19 protein-coding genes are annotated in these 20,824 nt (G+C 64.3%); 9 read left to right on the top strand and 10 right to left on the bottom strand.

Going from position 1 to position 20,824, the window contains the following annotated elements; translation table 11 throughout:
- Nucleotides 1-14 precede the first annotated feature (14 nt).
- The 5 genes from F3H41_RS17300 to F3H41_RS17280 form a co-directional block, all read right to left on the bottom strand.
- Entirely contained in the window at nt 15-1,343 is a 1,329-nt protein-coding gene (locus tag F3H41_RS17300) for an ABC transporter substrate-binding protein (RefSeq protein WP_149739938.1), read from the bottom strand.
- 6 nt (nt 1,344-1,349) lie between these two features.
- The gene (locus tag F3H41_RS17295; protein WP_149739937.1) at nt 1,350-2,414 is read right to left on the bottom strand and encodes a branched-chain amino acid ABC transporter permease; all 1,065 of its coding nucleotides are present in this window, start codon (nt 2,412-2,414) and stop codon (nt 1,350-1,352) included.
- Nucleotides 2,415-2,417: 3 nt separating this feature from the next.
- A complete protein-coding gene (locus F3H41_RS17290) occupies nt 2,418-3,299 on the bottom strand; it encodes a branched-chain amino acid ABC transporter permease (protein WP_149739936.1) in 882 nt (293 codons plus the stop codon).
- Complete coding sequence (locus F3H41_RS17285) at nt 3,296-4,114, bottom strand: ABC transporter ATP-binding protein (protein WP_149739935.1); 819 nt, start codon at nt 4,112-4,114, stop codon at nt 3,296-3,298. The genes F3H41_RS17290 and F3H41_RS17285 overlap by 4 nt, the downstream gene beginning before the upstream one ends.
- An 87-nt stretch (nt 4,115-4,201) precedes the next feature.
- A complete protein-coding gene (locus F3H41_RS17280; RefSeq protein WP_149739934.1) occupies nt 4,202-5,599 on the bottom strand; it encodes an LLM class flavin-dependent oxidoreductase in 1,398 nt (465 codons plus the stop codon).
- Nucleotides 5,600-6,024: 425 nt separating this feature from the next.
- On the opposite strand from F3H41_RS17280, the gene F3H41_RS17275 reads away from it, so the two are divergent.
- The 8 genes from F3H41_RS17275 (at nt 6,025) to F3H41_RS17240 (ending at nt 13,578) form a co-directional block, all read left to right on the top strand.
- Nucleotides 6,025-6,855: a MetQ/NlpA family lipoprotein gene (locus tag F3H41_RS17275; RefSeq protein WP_149739933.1), complete on the top strand. Its 831-nt coding sequence runs from the start codon at nt 6,025-6,027 to the stop codon at nt 6,853-6,855.
- Nucleotides 6,856-6,921: 66 nt separating this feature from the next.
- Nucleotides 6,922-8,043: a methionine ABC transporter ATP-binding protein gene (locus F3H41_RS17270; protein ID WP_149739932.1), complete on the top strand. Its 1,122-nt coding sequence runs from the start codon at nt 6,922-6,924 to the stop codon at nt 8,041-8,043.
- Nucleotides 8,024-8,677: a methionine ABC transporter permease gene (locus F3H41_RS17265; RefSeq protein WP_149739931.1), complete on the top strand. Its 654-nt coding sequence runs from the start codon at nt 8,024-8,026 to the stop codon at nt 8,675-8,677. Before F3H41_RS17270 ends, F3H41_RS17265 begins: the two co-directional genes overlap by 20 nt.
- Before the next feature lie 314 nt (nt 8,678-8,991).
- Complete coding sequence (locus F3H41_RS17260) at nt 8,992-9,189, top strand: hypothetical protein (RefSeq protein ID WP_149739930.1); 198 nt, start codon at nt 8,992-8,994, stop codon at nt 9,187-9,189.
- An 86-nt stretch (nt 9,190-9,275) separates the two neighbouring features.
- On the top strand, nt 9,276-10,724 hold the full coding sequence (locus F3H41_RS17255; protein ID WP_149739929.1) for an FAD/NAD(P)-binding protein: 1,449 nt from the start codon (nt 9,276-9,278) through the stop codon (nt 10,722-10,724).
- Between the two features lie 163 nt (nt 10,725-10,887).
- Entirely contained in the window at nt 10,888-12,054 is a 1,167-nt protein-coding gene (gene ssuD / locus F3H41_RS17250) for an FMNH2-dependent alkanesulfonate monooxygenase (protein WP_149739928.1), read from the top strand.
- Between the two features lie 35 nt (nt 12,055-12,089).
- Entirely contained in the window at nt 12,090-12,632 is a 543-nt protein-coding gene (locus tag F3H41_RS17245; protein ID WP_149739927.1) for a flavin reductase family protein, read from the top strand.
- Nucleotides 12,633-12,693: 61 nt separating this feature from the next.
- Nucleotides 12,694-13,578, top strand: a complete 885-nt coding sequence (locus tag F3H41_RS17240) for an acyl-CoA/acyl-ACP dehydrogenase (protein ID WP_149739926.1) — start codon at nt 12,694-12,696, stop codon at nt 13,576-13,578.
- A gap of 41 nt (nt 13,579-13,619) precedes the next feature.
- Here the strand turns inward: F3H41_RS17240 and F3H41_RS17235 are convergent, their stop codons facing one another.
- Nucleotides 13,620-14,066, bottom strand: coding sequence for an Rrf2 family transcriptional regulator (locus F3H41_RS17235; protein ID WP_149739925.1), 447 nt, complete (start codon nt 14,064-14,066; stop codon nt 13,620-13,622).
- A gap of 377 nt (nt 14,067-14,443) precedes the next feature.
- A complete protein-coding gene (locus F3H41_RS17230) occupies nt 14,444-15,826 on the bottom strand; it encodes an FAD/NAD(P)-binding protein (RefSeq protein WP_149739924.1) in 1,383 nt (460 codons plus the stop codon).
- A 308-nt stretch (nt 15,827-16,134) separates the two neighbouring features.
- Between F3H41_RS17230 and F3H41_RS17225 the strand changes: the two genes are divergently transcribed.
- Entirely contained in the window at nt 16,135-16,782 is a 648-nt protein-coding gene (locus F3H41_RS17225; protein ID WP_149739923.1) for an alpha/beta hydrolase, read from the top strand.
- A gap of 97 nt (nt 16,783-16,879) precedes the next feature.
- On the opposite strand, the gene F3H41_RS17220 is transcribed toward F3H41_RS17225, so the two are convergent.
- The 3 genes from F3H41_RS17220 to F3H41_RS17210 are packed head-to-tail and all read right to left on the bottom strand — an operon-like array spanning nt 16,880 to nt 20,796.
- Entirely contained in the window at nt 16,880-18,253 is a 1,374-nt protein-coding gene (locus F3H41_RS17220; RefSeq protein WP_149739922.1) for an LLM class flavin-dependent oxidoreductase, read from the bottom strand.
- 35 nt (nt 18,254-18,288) lie between these two features.
- A complete protein-coding gene (locus F3H41_RS17215) occupies nt 18,289-19,548 on the bottom strand; it encodes an SfnB family sulfur acquisition oxidoreductase (protein ID WP_149739921.1) in 1,260 nt (419 codons plus the stop codon).
- 3 nt (nt 19,549-19,551) lie between these two features.
- Nucleotides 19,552-20,796, bottom strand: coding sequence for an SfnB family sulfur acquisition oxidoreductase (locus tag F3H41_RS17210; RefSeq protein WP_149739920.1), 1,245 nt, complete (start codon nt 20,794-20,796; stop codon nt 19,552-19,554).
- Between the last annotated feature and the right edge of the window lie 28 nt (nt 20,797-20,824).

Here is a 20,824-nt window from a genome sequence, read left to right as displayed (position 1 = left end):
CTCCCGCCAAAGAGTCAGTTGGTTTCGGTTTCGGGGGTCCGCGGCGTGATGCCGTGCTCCTTGGCATAGGCCTGCGCGCCCTGTTCGATGAGGGGGCGAAGCAGCGCGTGGTCCGCCTTGATCCAGTCCGTCTGGAGCACCCATTTCTGGCCGTCCCAGCTCTGGATACGCGCTGCACCGCCGCCCTCGTGATCAGTCGCCGTGATGTTGAGGGGCTGGAGAAGTCCCTTGAAACCGATCTTCTCGAGACGGGCATCGTCGACCGTCAGGTGCTCGAAAGCCCAGCGACCTTCCTCGCCATTCAGGGGACGCTTGCCGAACTTGGCATATCCGGTCCGCAAGGCCTCGACCGCGAGCGCGGCGTTCACCAGACCGACATTGTAGTTCACGGCCCCGAAATACTTCTGGTCGCGCAGGTCCGACTTGCCCTTGTCGAGGATCTCGGCCTTCAGCCGCTTGTGGATCTCGAAATCCGTGCCAGCCGGATAGGGCGCGAGAGCCGAATAGCCGATGGCGGCAGCACCCGCCGGGATCACGTCGGATTCGGATCCGGCCCAGACGTCGCCGATAATCTTGTCGGACGGAAAACCGAAGCGCTGGGCGGTCTTGATGGCCACAACGGTCGAAACACCCCAGGTGCGCAGAAACACCCAGTCGGGCTTGGCCTCGCGGATCTGGCGCCACTGCGGCGACTGTTCGTTGTTGGGGTCGGCGACGGGGATCTGGATGTTTTCGAAGCCGTAGGTCTTCGCCAGCAGATCGACGGCCGGCTGGGTGGCGCGGCCATAGGCGCTGTCATGATAGACGGTGGCGATCTTCAGGCCCTTCAGCTTGTCGAGACCGCCGACCTTGGAGGCGATGTAGTTGATGCCCGTCGAAGCCTGGCTGTAATAGCTGAAGAGCAGCGGGAAGGCATAGGGGAAGACGGTACCATCGACCGACTCCGTCTTGCCGCCAGCCGGATCGATGAGCGGGATCTTGTCGGCGGCAGCCTTTTCGAGGAGCGCATAGGTGGCCGGCGTGCCATGGGTAAAGAAGAAGGCAAGCGGCGAGCCGTTCTTGCCGGCCTTAACGCGCTCATAAACTTCAACCGTGCGGTCCGGGCTCCATTCGGTCTCGAATTCCTCGTAATCGATCTTGATGCCGTCGATGCCACCCTCGACCTCGTTGATGTAGCGGAAATAGTCGCGGGTACCGGCCCACCACAATTCGCCCGACGACGCGTAGGGTCCGACGCGGTAGGTCGGCAGCGGCACGTACTGGCTGACATCGGCAGCCGAGGCAGGAAGAACACTGGAAAGGGCGCTGCTGGCGACCAGCAGGGCAAGAAGCAAGGATTTCATTCTGGATTACCTCCGGGTTCTGGAACGGGAAAAGGGGTTGCGGATAGGCGCGGCTGCCTTCCATCCGATGAGCCTTGCAAGGCCCTCGGGCTCGCGGATCAGGAAGCCGATGATGAGCAGGCCGAAGATGGCCTTCTGGATGTTCTGGAGCAGGCCGGCATCGATCTGGCCGCCGAGCAGGTGCTGGAACAGCCAGTCCAGCGCGAGCGGCAGGAGGCTGACGAAGAATGCACCGTAAAAAGCACCGCGGATGGTGCCAAGGCCGCCGATGATGATGATGAACAGGATCTGGTAAGAACGAGTCAGGCCGAAGCTCTGGACGCTGGCAGAGCCAAGATAGGCAAAAGCCCAGAGCGCGCCGGCGATGCCGAGAATGAAGCTCGACACGGCAAAGGCCTCAAGCTTTGAGCGCACGATGGGCACGCCGATGACCGCGGCGGCCGTGTCCATGTCGCGGATCGCCATCCAGTTGCGGCCCGTCTGGCCACGCACCAGATTGAAGGACAGGATAGTGAGAAGCGCCACCGTGGCGAGCGTCAGGAAATAGCGGCCGTGCGGATTTTCTGCAGAGATACCGAAGATCGACAGGCCGCCCGGCAGGGAGATCGTCGCGGACGAGTTGCCGTTGTAAAACCAGGGAAACTTCAGGAACAGCCACTCGAAGAAGAATTGCGCCGCGAGGGTGCTGACGATGAGATAGAAGCCCTTGATGCGGGTCGAAGGGATGCCAAAGACGAGGCCGGTGGCGCCTGCGATGACGCCTGCAAGGATCAGCGCCAGCGGCAGCGGCAGCTCCGGAACGCGCAGCTGGAAGGCGAAGGTTGCGTAGGCGCCGACCATCATGAAGGCACCGGCACCGAGCGACATCTGGCCCGCATAGCCCGTCAGCAGGTTGAGGCCGAGGCCAGCAAGCGAGAGGATCAGGAACGGCACGACGATGGCGTTGATCCAGTATTCGCTGGCAAGGAATGGCGCCGCGGTCAGGAGGGCAAGACCGGCCGCCGCAAGAAGGACGCGTGGCGTGAACCGGATGGCGGGATCGAGGACGGCGGGGGCTTCGACATCGGACATGGGTCAGACCCTTTCGATCTGTCGCTCGCCGAACAGGCCGGCCGGGCGGATGAACAGGAAGACGAGTGCGAGCGCATAGGCGAACCACGGCGTGATGCCGCCGCCGAGGAAGGGGCCGATGTAGGTTTCGGCAAGGCTCTCGCCCGCGCCCACGATGAGCCCGCCAACGATGGCGCCGGGAATGGAGGTGAAGCCGCCGATGATGAGCACCGGCAGCGCCTTCAGCACCACGAGCGAGAGGGAGAACTGCACGCCCTGGCGCGCACCCCACAGTAGGCCCGCCACCAGCCCGACAAGGCCGGCCGCCGCCCAGACGATCTGCCAGATGCGGTTGATGTCGATGCCGATCGAAAGCGCCGCGCGCGTGTCGTCTGCCACACCGCGAAGCTGGATACCGATCCGGGTGCGATTGAAGAGCAGCGCCAGAACGGCGACGAGCGTGATCGCCACGGCGGCGGCCGTCAGGTCGAACTGGCTGATGAGGATGTCGCCGATAAAGATCGGCATGTCCTCGATGCCGAGATCGATGGCGCGGACCTGCGAGCCCATGATGCCCTGCGCAACACCCTCGACCACATAGGCGAGGCCGAGCGTCGCCATGAAGAGGGTCATCGGGCTGCGGTTGGTTAGCGGCCGCAGCAGGAAGCGTTCGATGGCGATGGCGGTCGCGATCAGGATGGCGATGGTGATGGCGATGGCCGCAATCGCCGGCAGGCCGTTGTCCGTCAGTGTCACGAAGGTCAGCGCCGCGAAGAGAAGCAGCGAGCCCTGCGCGTAGTTGAAGACGCCCGACGCCTTGTAGATCAGCACGAAGCCGATGGCGACGAGGGAATACATGGTGCCGGCAAGGAGGCCGCCGATCAGGGTTTCCAGGAACATGTTCATGCGGCGCGCTCGCTGGTTTGCTTGCCGAGATAGGCAGCGATGACATCGGGATTGTCGCGGATCGTGTCGGGCGCGCCGTCGGCCAGCTTGCGCCCGTAATCGAGGACGACGACATGGTGGGCGAGTTTCAGGACGATGCCGATATCGTGCTCGATCAGCACGATCGTCAGGCCGAGATCGCGGTTGAGACGCGCGATGGCCGCGGCGATCTCCTGCTTTTCGCCCGCATTCATGCCGGCCAGCGGCTCATCGAGCAGCAGCAGCTTCGGCTCGGCGACGATGGCGCGCGCAATCTCCACCTTCTTCTGCACGCCATAGGGAAGCGACGAAACCGTTGTCTCAGCCACGGCTTCGAGACCGAAGAGTGCCAGCACGGCCCGGGCGCGATCGCGGAAGGCCCGCTCCTGGCGACGCGCGCGCGGCAGGAGAAGCGCCTCTTCAACGAGGCTCGCCGTCTGGCGCCGCGAAAGGCCGGCGATGACATTGTCGATGACACTCATGCCCCGGAACAGCGCGTTGTTCTGGAAGCCGCGTCCGATGCCCCGGCGGGCCGCTTCCAGCGGATGCATGCGACGGAAATGCTCGCCCGCGAAAACGATCTCGCCCTGATCCGGCACGTAGACGCCGTTGAGGATGTTGAGAAGCGAACTCTTGCCGGCGCCATTTGGCCCGATCAGGGCGCAGATCTCGCCTTGCGCGACCTTGAACGACAAATCCGAGATCGCCTTCACGCCGTTGAAGGACAGCGACACGCCGCTCACCTCAAGGACGAGGTCGGGCTGCTGGGGTGTCGGCGCTTCTAAAGTCACGGGCATTCTCCGAATGAATGGACATGCGTGACCGGTCGCGGCCGGCGCGATCACCGGCACGTTGCATCACGGCATCGGGTTGTGTGGTGGGCGTCAGGCTGCCTGGCCGCCTGCCGCCTCCCGTTTCAGGCGCTCGATATCCCGGAACTGATGGGCGGGATGGGAGGCCGGCAGATAGGGGCCGTCGCCGAAGAGCTTCTCGCGCAGTGTCCCCTCTCGATAGGCCGTGGCATAGACGCCGCGCCTCTGGAGCTCCGGCACGACGTAGCCGATCACATCCGCAAACGTGTCATGCGCCAGGGCGTAGGCGAGATTGAAGCCATCAATGTCGGTTTCCTCGACCCACTCTTGCAACAGATCGGCGATCGTCTCCGGCGATCCCACGAAAAGTGGTCCGAGACCGCCAATGCCGCCCCACCTGGCCAGCTCTTCGATTGTCCAGACCTTGTCACCCTCCGCCAGATGCTCGACAGCGGAGATGATCGCGTTGGTCTTGACCTTGCGGACCGTATCGGTCGGGCGGTACTGGCCAAAATCGATGCCGGTCCAGCCCGACATCAGCACCAGCGCACCGTCATAGGACGCGTGCTTGACGTAATCTTCGTATTTGGCGCGCGCCTTGGCATCGGTTTCATCGACAATGATCGTCGCCATGGCGTAGATCAGCACCTTCTTCGGATCCCGCCCCTGAGCGGCGGCGCGCTGGCGGATATCGGTGACATAGGCGCGTGTCGCATCCTTCAGCGGTGTGGAGATGAAGACGCATTCGGCGTGGCCGGCCGCAAACTGTTTTCCGGCACCGGACGCGCCTGCCTGGAACAGGACGGGCGTGCGCTGCGGCGAGGGTTCGCACAGGTGATAGCCCGGCACGTCGAAATAGGTGCCCTTATGGCCGATCTCGTGCACCTTCGTCGGATCGATGAAGATGCCGCGCTCCTTGTCGCGCAGCACGGCCCCCTCCTCCCAGCTTCCTTCGAAGAGTTTGTAGAGGACTTCCACATATTCGGTAGCGACATCGTAGCGGTTGTCGTGGGAGCGCAAGCCCCCCTGCCCGACATTCTTGGCGCCGCTCTCCAGATAGGAGGTTACGATGTTCCAGCCCACGCGCCCCTTGGTGTGGTGGTCCGCCGTGGAGAGGCGACGCGCAAAGGTGTAGGGGTGCTCGAAGCTCGTGGACGCGGTGATGCCGATGCCGAGATGCTTGGTCGCCTGCGCGATCGGATTGGCGAGCTGCAGCGGATCGTTGACCGGGATCTGCACGCCCTGCCGCAGCGCATTGTCGAGATTGCCCTTGTAGACATCGTAGTAGCCGATCACATCCGCGATGAAGATCGACTCGAAGAAGCCGCTCTCGAGAAGCTTCGCCAGATCGGTCCAGTAGTCGAGGTCCTTATAGTCCCACGACCGGTCGCGCGGATGACGCCACAGCCCCGGGGACTGATGCCCGACGCAGTTCATTTCGAACGCGTTGAAACGGATTGTCTTGGCCATGATGAACCCCCGATGCCACTTTCGATGCGACAGTAGGAGACGAGGCCCAACAAAAAAACATTTTCTATATTTTTTATAGAGAATTTCGGAGAAAATTTTTCTTCACGCTCTGGCGGATGCCAAATGGGTTGTACCGGCTCCACAGTCATTCCACTCTTGTCCGCTCTCGCGCGCGACGCGATAGTCCAACGATCCTCCTATAACAGCGAAATATCTTATGCTTACGGGTGCACCCCGGCCTCCTCACCCGGAGCGCGCACCATTAGTCCACAATTTCAGTGAACAATATTTCCATTCCTGCGGTGTCTCGCCAATTTCTTTTCCGCGCGCCGCTCAGAGAAAAGACGTTGATCCTTCGCACTGCAGCATCAGCCGCGTCATTCTTGTTGGCGTCATCCCAGACTTGAAACCGACTGGAGAACCCAATGAAGAACAAGACCGGAAACACCCCTGCCTTCACCCGTCTCCTGACGCTCGGCGCAGCCGTTGCCGCGGCCGTCGTCACCTTCGCCGCTCCGCTCGCGAGCTTTGCGGCCGACAGGGAGATCAAGGTCGGCATCATCAGCGGCGAGGACGAAGATGTCTGGCGCGCCGTGCAGGAAGAGGGCGCCAAGCGTGGCCTGAAGATCGAAACCGTCGTCTTCAACGACTACACCCAGCCGAACGAAGCGCTGGAGCGCGGCGAGATCGACGCCAACGCCTTCCAGCACAAGCCCTACCTCGACAACCAGATCAAGCAGCACGGCTACAAGATCGTGCCGGTCGGCTATACCGGCGTCTGGCCGATCGGCCTCTATTCGAAGAAGGCGAAGTCCGTTGCCGAAATCGCCGAGGGCGCATCGATCGGCGTTCCCAACGACCCGTCCAACGAAGGCCGTGCGCTGCGCGTGCTGCAGAATGAAGGCCTGATCAAGCTGAAGGATGGCACCGGCATTCTCGCCACCATCGCCGACATCGTGGAAAACCCGAAGAAGATCGAGATCAAGGAACTCGATGCGGGCATCGTCGGCCGCTCCATCGATGACCTCGACGCCGCCGTCGTCAACACCGACTGGGCCCTGAAGGCCGGGCTTAGCCCGGCCGAGCGCATCGCCCAGGAGCCGATCGCCGATAATCCCTACCGCAACTTCATCGCCGTGAAGGAAGGCAGCGAGAACGAGCCCTGGGTCAAGGAACTCGTTGCCTCCTATCAGAACGACGCCGTCCGCGCCGTCTTCGAGAAGGTCTACAAGGGCACGGGTCTCATCGCCTACTGATCCATCCCTTTTCCTGTCAGCGAGGCGGCCGGTCATCCTGCCGCCTCGTGCCGTTCGGAGCAATGTATGACCCTTCACACACACCCGCCGGAAACGGCACCGCAGATCTCTCCGACCACCCGTGCCGAGAAACAATCGGCCGGCGACGCCCCCGTTATCGAACTTGTCGATGTGCACCGCCGCTTTGGCACCGTGCCGGCGCTCGACGGCATTTCGCTGAGCGTGCGCAAGGGCGAGGTGCTCGGCATCATCGGCCGCAGCGGCGCCGGCAAGTCGACGCTGATCCGCTGCCTCAACGGGCTGGAGCGGCCGGACAGCGGGGCGATCCGCATCGAGGGGACGGAGATCGCCACGCTGTCGGAACAGGCCCTGCAACCGGTGCGCCGGCGCATCGGCATGATCTTCCAGCACTTCAACCTGCTCTCGGCCAAAACGGTCGAGGAAAATGTCGCGCTGCCGCTGAAGATCGCCGGCGTGGCGAAGGCCGAACGGCTGGCCCGCGCCCGGGACCTTCTTGATCTCGTCGGCCTCTCGGACAAGGCCCGGGCCAATCCGGCCGCGCTCTCGGGCGGACAGAAACAGCGCGTCGGCATCGCCCGTGCACTCTCGGCCGAACCCGCCCTTCTCCTCTCCGACGAAGCCACATCGGCGCTCGATCCGGAAACGACCCGCTCGATCCTCGCTCTCCTGCGGGACATCAACCGCAAGCTTGGCCTCACCATCATCCTCATCACCCACGAGATGGATGTGGTGCGCGCCGTGGCCGACAGGGTCGCCGTCATCGACGCCGGGCGGATTGTCGAAGAGGGGTCGATCTGGCAGGTGTTTTCCAGCCCGCAGGCCCAGATTACCCGCAGCCTGCTGAAAAGCAGCCGCCCGCAACTGCCCAACAGCATAGCGGCCAGACTGTTGCCCGCGACGACCGGCAGCACGGCGGGCACCGCGATCCTCAGCCTCGATGCGGCCGGCGCAGATAGCGTTAAGGCCGTCCAGGCGTCGCTTTCGGCTCTTCTGGCGGACGGCGTGCGCGTCGTCCATGGCGGTATCGATGAGATCCAGTCGAACCCGGTCTTTCGCGGCTTTCTCGCCCTGCCCTCAAATCCCGCCCTCATATCGCGCGTGCGCGACGATCTGACCGCCCGCGGTGCGCAGCTGGAGGCTCTTGGCCATGTCGCCGATCCTGTTTGAACTTCTTTTGAAATCCCTTTGGGAAACCATCCTGATGACGCTCGCCGCGGGCTTGATTTCCTTCGTGACCGGCTTACCGCTCGGCCTTGCTCTCGTCGCGACGGCCAAGGGCGGGATTGCCGAAAACCTCTGGGTCAACCGCATCCTCGGCTCCGTCGTCAACGCCTTCCGCTCCGTCCCCTTCATCATCCTGCTCGTGGCGCTGATTCCAGTCACGCGCCTCATCGTCGGAACGGCGCTCGGCACCTGGGCGGCCATCGTGCCGCTCGCCATTGCCGCCACGCCCTACTACGCCCGCATCGCCGAGGTTTCCTTGCGCGAAGTCGACCGCGGCCTGATCGACGCCGTGCGCGCCATGGGGGGCAATCGCTGGACGATCCTGCGCGAAGTGCTGGTGCCCGAGGCGCTGCCCGGCCTCGTCTCCGGCTTTACCGTGACGCTGGTGACTCTCGTCGGCGCCTCTGCCATGGCGGGCGCGATCGGCGCCGGCGGCCTTGGCGATCTCGCCATCCGCTACGGCTACCAGCGTTTCGAGACCGGTGTGATGATCGCCGTCGTGGTGGTGCTGATCGCGCTGGTCAGCCTCATCCAGTGGGGCGGTGACCGGCTGGTGGCCAGACTGGAGCGGCGGTGATGCGCTGCTGCGGGGCGACTGATGGTCCCGCGGTGTTCTTTGTTACCGGAGCGGTCCAGATCCGACCCGGTCAGCATGCGGTGCGACCTATGCCGTCAGAGCCGCCCGGCGAGCGACCAGCCTTGGTCTCGATCATTCCGGCTGAAGCAAAGGCCAACGGCTGGATCGGGGGCGCAAGATCGATGTCCGGCAGGCTGATAACGGCCCAAATTCACAAAAATCAGCGTCAATTAGAAGAGTAAATTTGTAGAATATATTGACATATTCATTCGAAGAGGGGAGAGTTTTGAGCTTGGGGAAAAGGGAGAACCAAGATGCCGATGGGATTTGGTCTGTTCTCATTCGATCTTCTGGCGGCGTTTCGACGTCATAGATGCGATGATGCCGGTGCGACGCTGCCGGATGGTCCGCGCCCGCAGGTTACCGATGCCGATGGGAAAAAGGACGATCAGGATCTCCAGGCGACGGCGGAGCAGGCCCTTTGGGGACCTCTCTATTTCCCGGTCCTCTGACGCGGGGCAGCGGTCTCAGCGCACCGAGAGGGTCTCCGGCCGGCGCGCGATCGACAACTCAAAGCTGTCAACGAGAGGATAAAGCCATGAGCGCTCGAAACCCATCTTCCCACCGCCCCCCAACGCTCGCGATCATCGGCGGCGGATATACGGGGGCGGCCTTGGTGGCGCATCTGACGCGCGGTGGCGGCCTGCCGGACGGTGTGCGGATTGTGGTCGTCGAACCGCGGGACGAGCTTGGGCGCGGCCTTGCCTATGGCACCGATGATCCGGCGCACCGGGTCAACGTGCCCGCAGGCAAGATGACGCTCTTTCCCGACTGCCCCAGTGATTTCCAGGATTTCATCGATGCCGCCTCGGGGCCGTCAAGGGACGCGGATCTCGTCGGGCGGGACGGCCAGCCCTATCCGCAGCGCAGCGTCTTCGGGGACTATATGGCGGCAAGACTCGGCAAAACCCTGAGGGACACGGGCGTCGAGCACTGGCGCACGCACGTGACATCGGTTCGGGCAGAGGCAGGCGGCTACAGTCTGCGGGGCGAAGACGGGCGCGCGGTGAGCGCCGACCTCATCGTGCTGGCCGTCAGCCATCCCTCTCCCGCCTTGCCCCGCGTGCTGGCGCCGTTTCGCGACGATGCAAAGCTCATCGCCGATGTCACGCGCCTCGGCGCGCTTGACCCGATAGACGTTGACGACCGCATCCTGATCATCGGGAACGGCCTGACGTCGGCCGATGTCGTCGCCTCGCTCGCACGGCGCGGGCATCGCGGCCCTCTCACATCGATTTCCCGTCGCGGACTTCGCTCGCGTGGACACGGGCCCGCCGGCCAGGAGGCCTATGGAGACTTCGTCACGCAGCCTGCGAAAACCGCCAGCGCCCTGCTGCGGCGGGTCCGTCGCCAGATTGCGGCGGCGCAGGCTGAAGGGTTCACCTGGCATAGCGTGCTCGATGCTCTGCGGGCGCAGGGTCAAGACCTGTGGGCAATTCTCCCGCTGCCCGAACGCCGGCGGATTGTACAGCATCTGCGTCCCTATTGGGACGTGCACCGCTTCCGCATCGCGCCGCAGGTCGAGGATGTCATCGACGCGGCCTGCCGGGAGGGGCGTCTCGATATTCTCGCAGCCTCCGTCGCCGCCGTCGAGGCTGCCGCAGGCGCCTACCGGGTGCAGCTTCGCCAGCGTCATCAGAGCACGACGCGCCCTATCGAGGTGGATGCGATCGTCGTGACGACGGGTCCGGCGCATGGCAACATTCTCACGAGCCAGGCATTCTTGGGCGACCTCGAGGCTGCGGGTATTCTGCAGCCGTGCCCGACAGGGCTCGGCATTGCCTGCGACCGCAACGGACATCCCGTCGGGCGCGACGCGAAGGTCTCACGCGACATTCTGATCGCCGGTCCGCTGGCGCGCGGCACTTTCGGCGAACTCATGGGCCTACCGCAGGTGACGGATCACGCCATCTTCATCGCGGATCGCGTCCGCTCCTGCCTGCAGGAACGCCAGCAGCTTTCCAGTCCTTGGCCAAAGGCCTCCTGAAATCCGGGGGACGCTTTTCAGGAAGCTGCGCGCCGGCCACCGAAGAACAGTTGTTTTCGAAGGCCGGCAATAATTGGAAAAGCGTTCCTTATAAAAACTATAGGCTTTCATAATATCTGCCGCATGCCGCGATCAGCGGCGCCGCGTTCACAGGACTTTACCTATGGCCATCGACAAGCCTCTCGATTTTCTCTGGTTCATCCCCTCTTCCGGCGATGGCGCCTATCTGGGCTCGGACGATCTGAGCCGGCCCGCCGACCCGGCCTATTTCCGGGAGATCGCCAGGGCTGCCGACCGGCTGGGCTATTCCGGCGTGCTCATCCCGACCGGCGTTGCCTGCGAGGAATCCTTCATTCTGGCGGCGGATCTGGCTGCGCATACGGAGCGGTTGAAGTTCCTCGTGGCGATCCGGCCCGGAACGGCATCGCCCGCCTATTATGCGCGTCTTGCCTCGACACTGGACCGGGTGTCGAACGGCCGCCTGCTTCTCAATATCGTGGTCGGCGGCAGCGCGCAGGAACTGGCGGGCGACGGCATCTTCCTGCCCCATGACGAACGCTACGATCACGCCGACGAATTCTTCCAGGTGTTCAATGCGCTGATCGAAACCGGCAAGGCCAACCTCGACGGCCGCTACATCAAGGCGCTCGACGCGCGCCTCGGCCTTCCACCCGTGCAGGAACCGCGCCCGCCGCTCTATTTCGGTGGGTCCTCCGACGCCGCAATCGATTTTTCGGGCGGCATCATCGACAAGTACCTGACCTGGGGCGAACCGCCGGCGCAAGTTGCCGAGAAGGTCGCCAAGGTTCGCAAGGCGGCAAGGGCGCACGGCAAGACGGTGACGTTCGGCATCCGCCTGCATTTCATCGTTCGCGAGACCGATGACGAGGCATGGGAGGCCGCCGACCGGCTGATCTCGAAGCTCTCGGACGACACAATCGCCGCCGCCCAGAAAGTCTTCGCGCAGAACTCCGACTCCGTCGGCCAGGCGCGCATGGTCGCCCTTCATCAGGGCCGCAGGGACAAACTGGAAGTCTCGCCAAACCTTTGGGCCGGCATCGGACTTGTGCGGTCCGGCGCCGGAACCGCCCTCGTCGGTTCTCCCAAAACCATCGCAGCACGCCTTCGCGAGTATCAGGAGATCGGCATCGATACGGTCATCGCGTCCGGCTATCCGCATCTTGAGGAAGCCTATCGCGTGTCCGAACTTCTGTTCCCGGAAATCGGGCTGCCCGGACCGCACGGCCAGATTCGCTCGTCCTTCGGAGAGCATCAGGTCTTCGGCGGCGGCGGGCATGGCGGCAACGTCAAGACCGCATCCGCATCGTGACATCGCGTTCCCTCGTTTCGCTAGAGGATAGGACAATGACCAGCCAGACCGCACAGATCGTCACCCTCAATGCCGACCACAAGGTCGATGCGACACCGGACGCCGATCCGCAGGCCCTGAAGGGCGCCCTTCGGCGTCTGGCCGGCGGCGTCACGATCATCACGACGGGATCGGGAAGCGAGCGCACCGGCGCGACCGTGACCTCGGCAACGGCGCTCTCGCTCCATCCGCCGCGCATGCTCGTTGCGCTGAACAGGACATCGTCCACCTGGCCCGTCGTGCAGGCCTTCGGGACGTTCGGGGTCAATATTGTCGGCTCCCGCCATCAGGATCTGGCGAACCAGTTCGCCGGCGTCGGCGGCCTGAAGGGTCCGGACCGCTACGCTGGCGCGACTTGGCAGAGCCTCGTCTCCGGCGCGCCGCTGCTCGATGATGCGGTCGCGGCCATCGATTGCGAACTGGAAGAGGCGATCGAACGCCACAGCCATGTCATCATCATCGGCCGCGTCGTCGGCATTCGTTCCGGCAACGGGCTGTCGCTAGCCTATGTGGATGGTGCCTACCGTCATTTCGCATGACAGGGCGCGCCGCGATCGTTCTGGTATCGCGCAGCCCGCGCCGGATGGGAGAACCAAAGCGATGGGTGTCATCACGCAGCTGAACGAGAGGCTGAAAGCCATTCCTCTTGCCCTGGTGACGGACGATGAGGTGCGCGCCGCGATCGAGAGCGTGGCAGAGGTGCCCGTCGATGATGCCGGTGACGATGGAGTGGGCGACCTCATCGACTGGATCACCGGGCGCGGCCTTCTGGCCTTGTCGGTGCCCGCGGATGACGGCGGGGGCGACCTGTCAAACGACCTGATCGCGGAGCTTTTTACGGCGCTGGCGCTAAGGTCCGAGGCGGCCGCCCTGCGGGCCGCATCGCATTTTGTCGCCCTCGAACAGGTCCGGACGTCGGGCAGTGCAGAGCAGCGCCGCAGCATCCACCAACTCGTGCTGCGAGGCGAGCGGCTCGCGCATGCCGGTTTCATCGCCGCCCTCCCCTGCGAGACCGACCGGATCGGGCTGACGCTGTCACTGCCGCTCATGTCCCTTCCGGTCATGGAGCAGGATTGGACGGTTTTCCCGGTCAGCGACGAGGACAGGCGCGGCATCGCTCTCGTGCCGTCGGCCGCCGTCGAGGCCGGTTCGACCACGGTCGGCCTTCACCTGCCGCGGGACCAGTTTCTCGCATCCGGCCCGCAAACGGACGTGTGTGCACACGCCGTTGCGACGCTCCTCGACGCCGCCTCCCTAGTCGGAACACTTCAGGCGAAGACGCGCCCACGTACCGATGACGATCCGCAAGCCGGCGACGTGATGTCCGTTCACATCGAATGGCTACGCGCCATGGTGACCCGGCTTGCGACCGCCATCGACGGCATACAGGTCGGCGCCTCGACATTGACGATCGGCGACATGCGGCAGACGGCTCGCGCGCTCGAGTCGCTCATTGGGACGGCGCGCGGAAACACCCCGCGCTGATGCGGGGCCGGCGGCAACTCGGTCGTTTGACGATCTGCCGCTTATTCGCCGGCGATCAACAGATCGACGGAGGTCTCTTTCGCAACAAACTGCGACAGGGTCATGTTGTCGAGGATCGTCGCGATGGCATCGCGGACTTCGGTCATCGACAGGCGCACCTGACAGGTCTCGGGATCGTTGCAGTCGTCGCAGGCTTCGAACGCGGTCCGGCTGGCGCAGCGGATCGGAGCAAGCGGTCCATCGAGGGCCCGGATCACCTGCCCGATTCTGATCTCGTCGGCGGGCTTCGACAGCGAATATCCGCCGTTCGGCCCCTTCTTCGACTTCAGGATGCCCGTGTTGCGCAATTCGAGAAGAATGGTATCGAGAAATTTCTTCGGAATGTTGTTCCGTACGGCAATTTCGGTCACGAAAGCGGTCTGCCCCGGCGCCAGACGCGCGAGATCGACCAGAGCCTTCAGTCCGTATTTTCCTTTTTTCGTCAGCATTATTGTGCCTGGCTGCCTAGCGATGGGGTCGAGAAAGAATGCAATTCCAAAGTTAGTAAATAGTTTTTACCGATTTGACTCTCAAGCCATGCCAGCGAAAAGCCTGGACGGACACGCACATTTGGCCGCACAGTTGCAAAAATGACCATCTAAACCACGGTTTTCCTGGCCGCGATGGGATCCGATCGCTTCAGCGGGGACCGTTCCAATCCTGTCAACGATGCAGCCGAGGCCGTGCGTGTTGCAGACGCATAGACGATGAGGCGCATGCGCAGGATCGGTGGCAATCCCTGAGTTCCCTTTACTTGACGGGAAAGGGCTCCTCAAAACCTCGGAGTGGTCGGCCTGAGATCATTCGGATCGGACTGCCGCGAAGCCTATGCCGTCAGGGCCGCCTCGCGCCGTGCGACGAGCCAGATCTCGATTGTTCTGGCTGCCCAAAAGGCCTGTTGCACGATCTGCGGCGCGAGATCGATGTCAGGCAGGCTGCCGAGGCCGAGCGGGCCCATGGCGAAGAGCCCCGCACCATCGTCTGCCGTGCCCGTGGCACGTCCGGCCGTATCGACGGCGATGCCGAGGTCGAGCTCGTCGCGGGCTAGCAGCCCGTCGCGCACTAGGCCGCGGATCAAATGGGAATCCACCGCAGCAGGGCGCAGGCGACAATCGATCAACGACTGGACGGCCAGAACCTCGATACCGGCCGGAGTGGACAGCAGGACGCCGTGGGGAACGATCTGCTCGACGCGGGCCTTTCGCACAGTGATCGCGCCGACCGAAATGGCGCGCTGCAGCGCCTCATACTGCTTGAGCGGCAGGCGATTGCGGTGGCTGTCATAGATCGGCTTCACATGGCGCTTGAACCGGCGGCGCTCCTCGACGCTGAGGCCCTGCCAGAGCCCGTAGGCATGGGCGCGGAAGTCGTTCATGATGCCCTGCCAGCCCGTTCCCGCCTCGGCGGCATGGTTGGCCGCCTCGCGCAGACGGCGGAAGACGCCGCGCAAGGTCTTCGGAAAGGGGCTGTCGATCGCGGTCGTGGGCACCGCGCCGACGCCTTGCGGGGCGTGCGGCTGCGGCAGGAAGCCGGAGGCCGAAATGAGGGTGACATGGGAGGCCGCGCCGCTGGAGAGCAGATGGAGCGCGCGATCCACAGCATGCACGCCGCCGCCGAGAACGGCGACGTGGTCCGGCTTTCCCGCCGGCGGCGCGCTGACCGAGGCCGGGCGCAGGCCGTAGCCGGTCGCCAGGAACACGGCGTCGAAAGCGACGGAGTCTTCGCCGGCGCCCGCGCGCAGGCGCAGAAGACCGTCGGCCTTGCGATCCACGGCCGTCACGACATCCTGACGCAACTGCACCAGAACATCCGTCCGCGCCCGATGTGCCTCGGCAAAGCGCTGGTAGGCATAGGTGCTGAAGACATCGCCGGAGACGAAGGCATGGAGATCGGCCGAATCCGCCTGCGGTTCCGACAGCGCTGCGCCATCCGTTTCGAGCCAGGTGCCGAAATCGAGCGGCAGGCCGGGATCGATGGAAAGGTCGCGCACCCGGCTGTTGACAAGGCCCGACCCCGACCAGCCGATCTCGCCCGCCATCTCGATCTTCGGATCGGGATCGTAGAGCACCAGATGGAAAGGCTGGCGGCAGGCTTTCAGGAGGGCAATGGCCGTCACCATGCCCGTCAATCCGCGGCCGACAATGGCGATGCGCGGCAGGCGGTCGATGGCGATGCTGCTGGGGGACGGCGAGGCAGGGACGAGGGTCATCCGGGGCTCCTTCCGATCGAGTTGGGCCGACAACGGCCGGTGACTGGTATCACGCATACTCTACAGAGATAGTAGGGTATATATATCGAGAAGCAAGCCTTATAGCGGAGCTCCGGGCCCCTGCGCCTCCAAGCCACGGCACCGCCTTGCGAAATTCGGTCGTGAAGGGGCGGACAACCTGCAAGACGGGTGCAAAAGCGGGCGGCAGGCAAAAGATAATCTACTTACCTTATAGACAATAGAACGCGGATCCTTCGCGCACGACTGGCAATTGCGGATACTGGGGCGATCGCAAGGGAGCCACCGCAATGTCGACGTTTTCCGGGACACCGCTGGACACGCTGATCCTTCCCGGCCTCAACGGCTCTGGCGAGGGCCACTGGCAAACCCACTGGGCGCGGGACATTCCGGGTGCGGAGCTACTGGTGCAGGATGACTGGGCGTGCCCGAGCCTTGCGGCCTGGGAAGCACGACTGGATGCAGCGCTATCGGCAAGTGATGGCGTCTGGCTCGTCGCGCACAGTCTCGGCTGTATCCTCGTCGCCAAGCTGGCCGGTCGGCCGGCGGCGGCAAAGGTGCGAGGCGCCCTGCTGGTCGCGCCCTGCGATCTGGAGCGCGTGGAGGCCATGCACCCCTGTATCGTCGATTTCGGCACCATGCCGAACCGCCGCCTGCCCTTTCCCAGCGTGATCGTTGCCAGCCGAAACGACCCCTATATGCGTTTTGAGACGTCAACCTGTTTTGCCAATCTCTGGGGCAGCGATCTCGTCGATCTCGGACCGAGTGGCCACATCAATATCGCGAGCGGCCATGGCCGCTGGCCCCTTGGCTACCACCTGCTGAACGGCGTCAAGACGCGCGAGATCGACCGGCGCCAGATGCAGCGGCGGGCCGCAACGCTGCGCCAGCCCCTGGATGCGATCCAGCCGAAACAGGCCCTGCAAGACCATCGCTGAGGTCACGCTAGTCCGTTGCGGATCTTTGCGGCAGCCTCGTGCCGCTCGGCAAGGGATGCCGGTCGCGAAACTCGAGCGAGATGACCTCGATCCATCTTTACCAGCGTCGTGCCAGCTCGCGTGCCTGCCGGCTTCCGGGGTGGTTGTCGGGCAGGCGGTCACCGTTGCCGAACAGGCGGTGGCGGAGCGTTCCATCGGTATAGGCGGTCTTGTAGGCGCCGCGGGCCTGCAGTTCGGGAATGACGACGTCGATGAAGTCGACATAGCTTTCCGGCACCACGGTCCGGGTGAGATTGAAGCCGTCGATGCCTCCCTCCTCGATCCAGCCGATCAACTCCTCGGCCACCTTGGCACCGTCCCCGACGACAAGCGGATAGCGCCCGCCAATGGCGAGTTCCTTCAGAAGCTGGCGTTTCGTCCAGCCCTTCTGGCGGGCAAGCTGGTTGACGGACTGGATGGCATTGCCTGTGCCGTAGTCGATCGGCTCGTCCGCCTCGAAGCGGGAAAAATCGATGCCGCTACCGGCCGCAAAATGCGCAAGGCCCGCTTCGGGGCTGGCATGATCGAGGTAGTCGGCGAGCTTTTCCTCGGCCTCGGCATTCGTGCGGCCCGGCACGACGGTGATGCCGACGAAGATCTTAATATCGTCGGGCGCCCGACCGGCCGCGACCGACGCCTCCCGCAGCGCCTTGGCCGTGCGCGCGGCGGCGGCCTTGTCGGTAGCGCCGATGAAGATGCACTCGCCGTGCCGCGCCGCAAACTTCCGGCCGCGGCCTGAGGTGCCGGCCTGGTAGAGCACCGGCGTGCGCTGTGCGGAAGGTTCGGCCAGATGATAGCCTTCGCTGTGATAATAGGGGCCATCGTGCTGGATCGCCCGAACACGGGCAGGGTCGGCGAACATGCGGGCAGTCTTGTCGCGCTGCACCGCATCCTCCGCCCAGCTCGCCTCCCAGAGCTTGTAGAGCACGTCGAGGTAGTCGTCCGCCCGGTCATAGCGGTTGTCGTGCTCGCCAAGGCCGGACTGCCCGAGCGCGCGGGCGGCGCTGTCGAGATAGCCGGTCACGATGTTCCAGCCGATGCGCCCCTCGGTGAGGTGATCAAGCGTCGACATGCGCCGCGCGAAGGTATAGGGCGCCTCCACGCTGGTGTTCACGGTGACGCCGAAGCCGAGATGTTGGGTTGCCGCCGCCATGGCCGAGATCAGCAGGATCGGATCATTGACCGGGAGCTGGATCGTTTCCTTCAGCGTCAGGTCCACCGATCCCTGATAGATGTCGTAGACCCCGATGATGTCGGCGAGGAAGATGCCGTCGAACAGGCCGCGCTCCAGCGTCCGGGCCAGCTCCGTCCAGTAGGAGAGCCGGCGATAGTCTGCGGAGCGATCACGCGGATGCGTCCACAGCCCGTGATTGATATGGCCGACGCAGTTCATGCTGAAGGCGTTGAGAAGGATCTGTTTTCTCTGGGACATGCCTGATCTCGATCTTTCGGGACGTGCGGACGCGCTCAGATCGCGCCGTGGCGCGGCGGACGCCGGCCATTGAGATGATACTGGCCGACCGCCTGGTATTTCCACCGGACGGGATCATGCAGCGTGTGCGTGCGTACATTGCGCCAGTGCCGGTCGTAATTGTCCTCGACCATGGTGGCGGAGGTGCCCGAGAGCTCGAAGAGCTTGTTGGCCGCGAGAAGCCCGGCCTTCGTGGAGAGGATCTTCGCCTCGGCAACCGCGATGGAGGCGGCCGCGACCGTGTCTTCGGTCGGGTTCGCCATCGCCGCATCGACGCGTTCGCCCGCCTTGCGCAACAGCGCATCGGCTGCTCTCAGGCGCACCCGCACCTTGCCGATTTCGCTAAGCGTCAGCGGATCCTCCGCCGCCGTCTCGACCTTTGCGTCGATCCACGGCCGTGCCCGGCTGCGCACGAAGGCGAGCATATCGCGATAGGCGCCCTCGCCAATGCCGAGATCGATGGCGGCGTGTATAATCTGCGCGACCGGGCCAATGGTCGTTGCCCGTTCGAAAGACGATTGGAACGGCACGATCCATTCCGGCTCGATGGAGACGGCATCGAAGCGCACCGTGCCGCTGCCCGTCACCCGCTGGCCGAAACCGTCCCAGTCATCGATGATGCTGACGCCCGGCGCGCTGCGCGGGATGAAGACGATATACGTTCTTGCGCCCGAAGCCTCTTCCACCGAGACGAGCGTCGGGATCCAGTGGGCGTAGATGGCGCCGGTGCAGTAATATTTGGTGCCATCGACACGCCAGCCGCTGCCCTCGCGATAAAGCCGGGTGCGGCGCTTGAAATCCTTGTGCCCGATTTCCGCCAGCGCATTGCCCGTCCGTTCGCCGGCCAGCACGCGATCATAGAAGAACCGCTTCTGCGCCTCGCTGCCGCCGACGCGCAGCACCTCCAGCGAATAATAATGGTTCTGCGGAATCTGCGACAGCGAACCGTCGGCTGCGGCAATGATCGCGGTGACGCGGGCGAGCGTGCCGGCCGAAACGCCAGCGCCGCCATAGGCCTTTGGCACGCTGATGCCCCAGAGCCCTGTGGCCACGAAGGCATCCAGTTCATCGAAGGGAAGCTGGCGCTCGGCATCGCGTTTTGACGCGCCGGCCCGCAGCGTCTCGGCGAAGGCCTCGGCGACAGTGATCGCCTCGGCATCGGAGGCGATGCGGTACGGAACAGCCTCTGGCAAAGCCGCCGGCTGGGCAAGCACGGGCTGCGCAGGCACGGACGGGGCGGGATTGTGGATCGTCATCGCTCAATTCCACTGATGGCGGGCGGGCAGCACGCCGTTGAGATCGTAATTGCCGATCAGGTGATATTTCCAGCGCACGGGATCATGCAGCGTATGGACACGGGCATTGCGCCAGTGCCGGTCGAGATTGTGGGTCGCGCGGGTGGCGGAGGAGCCGGCGAGGTCGAAAAGCGTTTCGCTGGCTTCGAGCGCGATTTCTGTCGTCACGATCTTCGCCTCGGCGATGGTGACGGAGGCCTCGGCGCTGCTCTCCGCCGTCACGGGCGCGGCGGAAACGCGGTCGAGCATCCGGCCCGCCTCGTAGAGGATCTCCTGCGCGGCATGCAGTTCGGTCGCCAGATGTCCGACCGAATGGAGAATAGTCGGATCGTCCGTGGCCCGCTCGAGCCCCGAATCCACCCAGGGCCGCGCCCGCTCCCGTACAAAGCGGCAGGCTTCGTCCAAGGCCGCCTGCGCGATGCCGGCATCGATGGCCGCCTGGATCAGCTGCGAAATGGGGCCGGCAAGGCCGGGCCGATCGGCAAAGGCATGGACCGGGAAGACAAGCAGCGGATCGATCACCACACGATCGAAGACGACGCTGCCGCTTGCCGTGGTGCGCTGGCCGAAAGAATTCCAGTCGTCGATGACGGTGACGCCCTCGGCATCGCCACGCGCCCAGACCTGCACCACCCGCCCCTTAGCATCCACCGCCCGTGTGGGGATGTAGTGCGCGAAGATCGAGCCGGTGGAGTAGAAGCGCTCGCCGGTGAGGCGCAGGCCCTCGCCGGTCTCCTCCAGCCGGGTGGTGGCAATGGTGATCAGCCGCGTCTTGCGCTCCGGCCCGGCATTGCCGATGCGGTAACCACCGAGCACATCGGCATAGATGCGCGCCTTCTGCGCCTCCGTCCCGATATCATGGACGAGGGCCAGCACGCCGAACTGGTTCTGCGGGATCTGCCCCAGCGCCGGATCGGCCGCGCAGAGAATTTCGAACACTTTTGCCAGGGTTTCAAAGCTTGCACCCGTGCCGCCATAGGCTTTCGGTACGGTGATCGCGCCGAGACCACTGTCGGTGTAGGCCTCGATCTCGTCCCAGGGCAGCCGGCGTTCGCGGTCGCGCGCGCTCGCACCGGCCGCGAAGCGTTCGGCCAAGAGATGGGCGATCTCAATCGCCTCGGCATCGTCGCGAATGCGATGCACCGGGCGCGGAGGCCGGGGGCGGCGACGTTCGGTGGCGAGCGCAATATCGGCTTCGGAACGGGTCATGACGTGATCTCGGTGCGAGGCATGGAAG

This window comes from Rhizobium sp. RU20A (genome assembly GCF_900155885.1).
GTDB lineage: Bacteria > Pseudomonadota > Alphaproteobacteria > Rhizobiales > Rhizobiaceae > RU20A.
Note: the sequence above shows the minus strand (reverse complement) of the source record. Positions and strands in the feature narration are given on the sequence as shown.

What these genes read in the sequence shown, in the direction of transcription:
- F3H41_RS17300 (WP_149739938.1), bottom strand. Translation starts at nt 1,343, where the DNA reads ATGAAATCCTTGCTTCTTGCCCTGCTGGTCGCCAGCAGCGCCCTTTCC.
- F3H41_RS17295 (WP_149739937.1), bottom strand. Translation starts at nt 2,414, where the DNA reads ATGTCCGATGTCGAAGCCCCCGCCGTCCTCGATCCCGCCATCCGGTTC.
- F3H41_RS17290 (WP_149739936.1), bottom strand. Translation starts at nt 3,299, where the DNA reads ATGAACATGTTCCTGGAAACCCTGATCGGCGGCCTCCTTGCCGGCACC.
- F3H41_RS17285 (WP_149739935.1), bottom strand. Translation starts at nt 4,114, where the DNA reads ATGCCCGTGACTTTAGAAGCGCCGACACCCCAGCAGCCCGACCTCGTC.
- F3H41_RS17280 (WP_149739934.1), bottom strand. Translation starts at nt 5,599, where the DNA reads ATGGCCAAGACAATCCGTTTCAACGCGTTCGAAATGAACTGCGTCGGG.
- F3H41_RS17275 (WP_149739933.1), top strand. Translation starts at nt 6,025, where the DNA reads ATGAAGAACAAGACCGGAAACACCCCTGCCTTCACCCGTCTCCTGACG.
- F3H41_RS17270 (WP_149739932.1), top strand. Translation starts at nt 6,922, where the DNA reads ATGACCCTTCACACACACCCGCCGGAAACGGCACCGCAGATCTCTCCG.
- F3H41_RS17265 (WP_149739931.1), top strand. Translation starts at nt 8,024, where the DNA reads ATGTCGCCGATCCTGTTTGAACTTCTTTTGAAATCCCTTTGGGAAACC.
- F3H41_RS17260 (WP_149739930.1), top strand. Translation starts at nt 8,992, where the DNA reads ATGCCGATGGGATTTGGTCTGTTCTCATTCGATCTTCTGGCGGCGTTT.
- F3H41_RS17255 (WP_149739929.1), top strand. Translation starts at nt 9,276, where the DNA reads ATGAGCGCTCGAAACCCATCTTCCCACCGCCCCCCAACGCTCGCGATC.
- ssuD (WP_149739928.1), top strand. Translation starts at nt 10,888, where the DNA reads ATGGCCATCGACAAGCCTCTCGATTTTCTCTGGTTCATCCCCTCTTCC.
- F3H41_RS17245 (WP_149739927.1), top strand. Translation starts at nt 12,090, where the DNA reads ATGACCAGCCAGACCGCACAGATCGTCACCCTCAATGCCGACCACAAG.
- F3H41_RS17240 (WP_149739926.1), top strand. Translation starts at nt 12,694, where the DNA reads ATGGGTGTCATCACGCAGCTGAACGAGAGGCTGAAAGCCATTCCTCTT.
- F3H41_RS17235 (WP_149739925.1), bottom strand. Translation starts at nt 14,066, where the DNA reads ATGCTGACGAAAAAAGGAAAATACGGACTGAAGGCTCTGGTCGATCTC.
- F3H41_RS17230 (WP_149739924.1), bottom strand. Translation starts at nt 15,826, where the DNA reads ATGACCCTCGTCCCTGCCTCGCCGTCCCCCAGCAGCATCGCCATCGAC.
- F3H41_RS17225 (WP_149739923.1), top strand. Translation starts at nt 16,135, where the DNA reads ATGTCGACGTTTTCCGGGACACCGCTGGACACGCTGATCCTTCCCGGC.
- F3H41_RS17220 (WP_149739922.1), bottom strand. Translation starts at nt 18,253, where the DNA reads ATGTCCCAGAGAAAACAGATCCTTCTCAACGCCTTCAGCATGAACTGC.
- F3H41_RS17215 (WP_149739921.1), bottom strand. Translation starts at nt 19,548, where the DNA reads ATGACGATCCACAATCCCGCCCCGTCCGTGCCTGCGCAGCCCGTGCTT.
- F3H41_RS17210 (WP_149739920.1), bottom strand. Translation starts at nt 20,796, where the DNA reads ATGACCCGTTCCGAAGCCGATATTGCGCTCGCCACCGAACGTCGCCGC.